The organism is Cupriavidus consociatus, from assembly GCF_017814975.1.
Lineage (GTDB): Bacteria > Pseudomonadota > Gammaproteobacteria > Burkholderiales > Burkholderiaceae > Cupriavidus > Cupriavidus consociatus.
Genome location: NZ_JAGIQA010000074.1, coordinates 1 through 7,187 on the forward strand (window position 1 = coordinate 1; position 7,187 = coordinate 7,187).

Consider the following 7,187-nt stretch of genomic DNA (forward strand, 5'->3'; position numbering starts at 1 on the left):
GCTTCGTGGGTGATGGTTGCCGGGCGGCCACTGCGCTCGCCCTCACGAATGCCTTGGGCACCTTGCTGAGCAATGCGATTCGGGCCCGCATCACATCTCGCTGAGCGGCCGTCTTCCGCTCGATCAGCGATTGCAATTCTTGCCTTTCTTTCTTCCCCAGTTTTACTGGCGTTGCATGTCGACCTCGGCTCATCCCGACATGATATCGGAGGCGATTAATTATTCAACCTACTTACGGGATGTTGTACTAGCGACCGATAGACCTTGTTCGGTTAGAGCGCTCCCGTTCCGAATTACAGGCTCGGCCATGCTCCTGGCCCATGCTATTGCCGCAGGCAATAGTGATGGCGGTAAAGCTAACATGTTGTATGTCATGTTCCACCTTCTCTCGATTGTGGGGAATTTCTGTATCTTATGTTGGCGTAAGCCGCTTTTTGATTCTAGTTGGATGTTGAGCGGCAGAACTCAAAACCCCGGCTCACCTGGTACAACAAATATGCTGGCATCGACAGCAGCGGCTGGAGCGGCCCCCTGAATCGCCGGACACAGTCCCCTACTTACAATAGCGGGTAGGCATACGACTGTGTTTATGACTAAAACGAAGCAGGAATTGGTGGAAGTGTTGACGGGGCCGGAGCGCCGGCGGCGGTGGTCGCTGGACGAGAAGCTCGCGATGGTGCGCGAGAGCTGCGAACCGGGCAAGACGGTGTCGATGGTGGCGCGCCAGCATGGCGTAAATCCGAATCAGCTCTTTCATTGGCGCAAGCTGTACCAGAACGGCAGCCTATCGGCGGTCAGTGCCGGTGAAGAAGTCGTGCCGGCATCGGAGCTGAGCGACGCGCTCAAGCAAGTCCGTGAGCTACAGCGCCTGCTGGGCAAGAAGACCATGGAGAACGAGATTCTCCGTGAGGCAGTGGAGGTGATGAAGTCGCGAAAATGGATTGCGCGCTCACCCTCATTGCCGGGGGACGACCTGTGAAGCGGGTCTGCGAAGTTCTCGGTGTAGCGCGCTCGAATGTGGCAGAGAAGCTGACTCGTCCTGCAGACTGGCGGGACGGGCGCAGCGCCCGACAAACCGACGATGCAGGGTTGGTCGAGGAGATTCGCAATGCGGTCGCGCATCTGCCCAGCTACGGCTATCGCCGGGTATGGGGCGTACTGCGCAGGGAACGAGAGCATCGTAGCGCGCCTCCCGTCAACGCGAAGCGGGTCTATCGGGTCATGCGAGTGTACGGCCTGCTGCTGCAACGCAGGGTGACCCCGCCACGCCCGCAGCGCAGGCATGAGGGTAAAGTCGCGGTAGCAAAGACGAACCAGCGGTGGTGCTCTGACGGCTTTGAGTTCCGCTGCGACAACGGCGAGCCGCTGCGCGTGACGTTCGCCCTGGACTGCTGCGACCGCGAGGCGATGAGTTGGGCGGCGACCACCGGTGGGCATAGCGGTGACGTGGTCCGCGACGTGATGTTGGCCGCCGTCGAGAATCGCTTTGGAAACGCGCTGAAGACGCCGACGGAAATTGAATGGCTGACCGATAATGGCTCGGGCTACACGGCAGACAAGACCAAGGCGTTTGCGTCGGCAATCGGCTTGAAGCCACTGACCACGCCGATCTGCAGCCCGCAGAGCAACGGGATGGCCGAGAGCTTTGTGAAGACCATGAAGCGCGACTATGTCGCCTTCATGCCCAAGCCTGATGCCGAGACGGCAGTTCGCAATCTGGCCATTGCCTTTGAGCACTACAACGAGCAGCACCCCCATAGCGCCCTGAATTACCGCTCTCCGCGCGAGTTCAGGCGTGCGATGGCCTTATCAACCTAAGGGTGTGACCGTGTCCGGGGACACGGGGGCAAATCCAGCGGCATAGTTTGACACACGTCCATGCGCGCTTCTTTATCGAGTCTCCTCGTGCGAAACGGGCCAAATCGATGCGTGCGAGACCCCCGCAATTGCGCGTCACGAAATGAACAAAGGAATGGCGCGATTGTCGGCTTGAATTCAAATTTCACCGCATTGCGAAAAATATCATACTCTACTTTCATAGTGGCAATCACAATTTGCCCATCTACCGAAAAGTGGCATAGACTTCGCTATATGCATAGCTACATGCATAATTTCATGACGTGTCTCAACCAATGTCGAATGACATCTCATACTAAACTCAGAGATATATAGAATGACAGTCGGCGTCATTGCGTTAGGAAATACCGGCAAATGCTACAAAAAAACGTATCGCGAAAGGAGCGAAGATATATGAAGTACAAGCAGCGCGCATTGCATTTATTTTGGAGCCTGGCTCAGGCAGCGCATATCTATTGTGCTGGCCTCTTGCGTTGGTGACGGGGACGATCCCCCGGCCTCGCCCGACCCGCAGACGATGGCCACCACCACCGCCTCGGTTCCCGTCGAGAAGAGCTGCTCGAACTGCGGGGCGCTGGACGCACACACCTATGCTGGTAGCGGCATAGGTGTTTGGGAAAGCGTTAATAGCACATCCTCGGCTGTGGAGGCTCCCATCAGCATCTCAGGGCTGAACGGACAGGATGTAACGCTCGTTTTCACTAATCAAACCGGAACTCCACAAGTTATGCCGACAATTGCAGTGGCAGAGCGGAACCATTCCTTCGTGGCCGAGCAACTACGATTTGATGACGGCACGGAAGCGCTTAAGCGCCGAATATCGAGTTTTAATCGAGATGGATGGAGAGCGCACGCCAAAGAGAAAAGTTATGCTCCACGCTATTCTTTGTCGCCTAGTAGACTGGATAACGGTAGTGTGAAAATCTGGTATCTAGCGGACGATACGACTCGCTCCACAACCTTGGTTCGTAAGCTCATGACAGCTGACGGCAGCATTGTCAATTTCTGGGTAGAGACAACTGAACTCGATCCAACAAAGGTGAGTCAAGCGGCTCTCGACACGCTAGCAGGCGATTTCGTCTCTCCTGGCAAGATCTACGATATGCTGACTTCAATTGGGGGCCCCACAGCTATAGCAATATGATTAGTGGCCATGATCAGCAAATTGACATCGTAATCGCCAAGTTCACTCGGGGTTCCGAGATGGCCGGATACTTCTACGTGCGTAATGCAATCAAGCGTGAGAGCGAGCCATACTCAAATGAATCGGTGTCGCTTTACCTGAACTCTGAGGAAATGTACCAAAATGGGACCTACGGCTTGAATTACATGCGGTCTACAATGGCGCATTGAAGCCATGCACATGCAGAACTTCTACCGCCGAGGCATTTCCAAGGGCCCGGACTACCAGTTCGAAATATGGCTGGAAGAAGCCACAGCTATGATGTTTGAGGACTTTGTGAGCCAGACCATCGAGAAGAATTTCAATACGATTAGGGACGTCCGCTTCACCAGCTACGTAAGATTTGGTGACCGAATTCACAATTGCAGTCTGTTTGATTGGGACAAAGCCAGTACATGCAACGGATATTCAATCTGGGGATCGCTCGGTGGATTTCTCAACCGTCAGCTCGGATTGAGCTTTTACAAGCATCTTCTTACCAACGTTAGCAGCACTGATTCGATGGCGGTTCTCGAATCTTCAGTTCGGGGCACGGCAGCAACCTCCAGCTTCCAACAGGAATTGCGCCACTTTGCCGCGACATCAGGTGCACTGATGAAGGAACCCGCCCCAGTCGGCTTTGGCTTCCCTTTGCGAGAGGAAGGTGGATTCGTGTTGCCTGAAATTGACGCGGGCGCCTTTCTAAATGATCGTAGTCAGTTATCAATGGTGCCCGCGGAGCTCCACCCCTATGCCAACGTGCCAGTAGTCCGGGAGTATGTGAAAGGTATGTATAGCGAAACTGTCAAGATTCCGCCCCACTCCTCACTGTCCGTCGTGATTCAATGATGCGAACGAAAGTGCCGTCAACCACATCTTCTGTGGACCTATGACTCACATGATTGCTTTGCTAGTTGCCCTTAGCGTTGCTGCATGCGCTGTGGGACCAACGGAGGGACAGCATCTGACGCTGGTCGGTGAGATCTACATCAAGGGCAATGAGCCCTTCCCAAAGGTCATACTTGAGACAGCGACCCATGAAAGCTGGGAACTGGAAGGTGTGCCACTGACTGAGGCCCGATTGGTAAGCCGTCGCCACGTAACGGTACGTGGCGTCGTAATAAGATCGCCGTCCCGGGGTGTGTGGTTACCTTCGTTACGAGTAGAGAGACCTCCACAAGTGGCTGGGCCATAATGATCTTTATCCCACTTTTGCTTTAGTGTATCCCTTCAGTGATCTGTCACGGTAAGCAACAAGGACATCCGATGCCGGTTAGTAGGGGCGTGGCAACAGTTTCCATTGTCAAATTACAGCCCATTGGTGCCATTACTTGATGCCGCTCTACTTGTTTGATGATGTTTATGACTGATTCAATATAAAAATATTGGTTCCTTTATTATCGGCAGTATTGGAATGGCTTCGCGCGATCTTAAACCTATCTTTGGAGTATGTTCATCTTGGTCCCAATTACCACCGCCTCGAATTTCGATCTCCCCGATGACATCGCGAAGCTTTTGGTTGATCCAAAGACTTATTCAAACCGTGAGCTATTGCACTCCGTCTATACGTGGGCGCGTGCCAACAATCCGTTCGGTCGTGCCGTTATTGAGGGCTTCGACCCATTCTGGGTTGCAACGAAGTATGCCGATGTCAGCGCCATTTCACGTGACAGTAGCCTATTTCGCAACGGTGACTATTCTGTTGTTTGTCGATCAAAGGCCGCAATCGACTATATAATTTCGGTCACTGGGTCTCCGCATATTGTCAAGGCGCTAGTTCAGTTCGACGGTGATGAGCACAAGGAAATGCGCGCGCTGGCGCAGTCATGGTTCATGCCTGACAGCCTGCTCAACCTGGATGAGCGTATCCGACGACTGGCCCGTCGCTGTGTTGACAAACTTGCGCATTACGAAGGGGAAGTCATAGATTTTTCTAGAAATATTGCGCTATATTATCCTTTGCATGTAATAATGGATATTCTAGGAATTCCCTCTGAAGATGAGGCCAAAATGTTGGTCCTGACGCAAGAGTTGTTTGGCGGGGAAGATCCAGAACTCAATCGAGGGAAGGCGGAGGTCGCTTCCGGTAACGATGTTTTGGCAAAGAATCTACTAGCAGTAGTAGAAGATTTTCGGCATTATTTCAATAAGCTGACATCGGACAAAAGGACGAGTCCACGTAACGATATGGCAACATTGCTTTCCAACGCGGTCGTAAATGGCGAACCGATTAGCGATGCCAACCGCTTGGGCTACTACATTACTATTGCCACGGCGGGACACGATACCACATCATCGTCCTCCGCGATCGCAATGTGGGCACTTAGCCAGTTCCCTGATCTGCTGCCCCGACTTCAAGCCGATGCGGCGCTGATTCCGCAATTTGTCGAGGAGGCGGTGCGCTTTGCGTCACCGGTGAGTCACTTCATGCGTACCGCGGCTGCGGATACGGAGATCCGAGGACGCACTGTTCGCAAAGGCGATTGGATAATGCTGTGCTACGGCTCGGCGAATCGAGATGAAGATGTCTTTGATAAACCATTCGAGTTCAGCATTGATCGAAAGGAAGTCCACCATCTGGCATTTGGAACAGGGCCTCATATTTGTCTGGGCCAGCACTTGGCCAAGATGGAAATGCGCATCCTGTTTGAGGAAATGATACCGCGCCTTGAACGCGTGGAGTCAGCTGGGGAGCTCGAGATGGTCGCATCCAGCTTCGTCGGTGGGCCTAAGCATCTTCCTTTGCGCTGTTTCATGCGATAGAGTGATTTTTTCTTGGTACATAACTAAGATTAGTCACGGACAGCGTGAGAGGGGACTTATGGGGGGGCTTTTATGTTTAGGACATAACTTGTCACCAAGGAGCATGTAAGCCACGCACCCCCCCGCGGCAGAATAGATGCCGCCCCGATAGAATTTGAACCCTGGGGGCGATAAGAGAGAGAAGTGGCTCGTTACGGAGGCGTTGTTGCATAAATCCGGGGTCGGTCGGGCTGACGTTTACGCGCAACGGCGGGAACGCTGGCTCTGTTAACTTCTGACGAAGCGGCGTAGTGTCTTGGACTTTTTCCGGGACGATGCGCAAGGACAACCGACAGCAAGCCGAGCCCAAGGGGGTCTACCGCGTCAAGAACTGGGCGCAGTACAACAAGGGGCTGATAGCCCGAGGAGATGTCACGATGTGGGTCGAAGAGAGCTTGCTCACTCCACCGCCGAAAGCCAAATCGCCCAAGCGTGGCCACCCGCTCGTATACACGGATGCGCTGATCCAGGGATTGCTCGGTCTCAAGCAGGTGTTCCACCTGCCGCTGCGCGCGCTGCAAGGCTTCGCGCAGAGCTTGCGCACCCTGGCCTTCCCAACGTTGCCAGTGCCGAACTACACGACATTGAGCCGCCGCGCGCAGAATCTGAACGTCGTGCTGCCCGCCTCGCGTACCGGCGAGCCGCTGCATCTGGTGATCGACAGCACTGGGCTGAAGCTTTACGGCGAAGGCGAGTGGAAGGTTCGCAAGCACGGTTGGTCCAAGCGGCGGACTTGGCGGAAGGTCCATCTCGCCATGGATGCGAACACCGGCCAAATCTGCGCTGCACTGATGACCCACCAGGACGTTGGCGATGGCGAAGTGCTGTCCGACCTGCTCGATCAGATCCCGGCTGATACACCGATCGATACCATCGGAGGCGACGGCGCTTACGACAGCAAGCCGTGCCACGCGGAGATAGCCGCGCGAGGTGCACAGCCCTCGATTCCACCACGCGATGGAGCGAAGCCCTGGTCCGAAAGTACACCGGGCGCAGCCTCGCGTAACGAGGCCATTGATATCATCGAGAAGAGCAGTCGACGCGAATGGAAAGCCGCCAGCGGCTATCACCGGCGCTCGCTGGCCGAGACCCTGATGTATCGCCTCAAGACGCTGACGGGACACAGTCTGTGGGCACGCGAAATCGGGTCGCAGGCCACCGAAGTGGCCATTCGCGCGGGCGTGCTCAACAGCATGGTCGCGCTCGCTCGCCCGCAATCCGTACGTATCGCCTGAGTTCAGCCTCACCGAGGAGCCCGTGTTTTCAATCTCGATTTATGCAACAACGCCCGTTACGGACAGGAATTCAAGGACCGGGCAGTAGCACGGTTGTTACCGCCGGAGAGTGCGGCGGTGGAAGTGGTTTC

General features: G+C 54.8%; 4 protein-coding genes and 1 pseudogene. All 5 read left to right on the forward strand.

All coding sequences use genetic code 11. The annotated features are described in order from the left end of the window. Positions 1–613: 613 nt before the first annotated feature. The 5 genes and pseudogenes from J8I82_RS36835 (at position 614) to J8I82_RS36850 (ending at position 7,056) form a co-directional block, all read left to right on the forward strand. Positions 614–1,818, forward strand: a protein-coding gene (locus J8I82_RS36835; protein WP_209765472.1) for an IS3 family transposase whose coding sequence is annotated in 2 segments (ribosomal slippage) — positions 614–932 and positions 932–1,818 — 1,206 coding nt in all. Because the reading frame shifts where the segments join, the coding sequence is not laid out codon by codon here. A 556-nt stretch (positions 1,819–2,374) separates the two neighbouring features. Then, positions 2,375–3,210, forward strand: a pseudogene (locus J8I82_RS39975) (M30 family zinc metallopeptidase). Between the two features lie 10 nt (positions 3,211–3,220). Further along, entirely contained in the window at positions 3,221–3,868 is a 648-nt protein-coding gene (locus J8I82_RS39255; protein ID WP_280908714.1) for a M30 family zinc metallopeptidase, read from the forward strand. 600 nt (positions 3,869–4,468) lie between these two features. Beyond that, positions 4,469–5,782, forward strand: a complete 1,314-nt coding sequence (locus J8I82_RS36845) for a cytochrome P450 (protein WP_209765468.1) — start codon at positions 4,469–4,471, stop codon at positions 5,780–5,782. 314 nt (positions 5,783–6,096) lie between these two features. Beyond that, positions 6,097–7,056: an IS5 family transposase gene (locus J8I82_RS36850; protein WP_209765470.1), complete on the forward strand. Its 960-nt coding sequence runs from the start codon at positions 6,097–6,099 to the stop codon at positions 7,054–7,056. Positions 7,057–7,187: the final 131 nt, after the last annotated feature.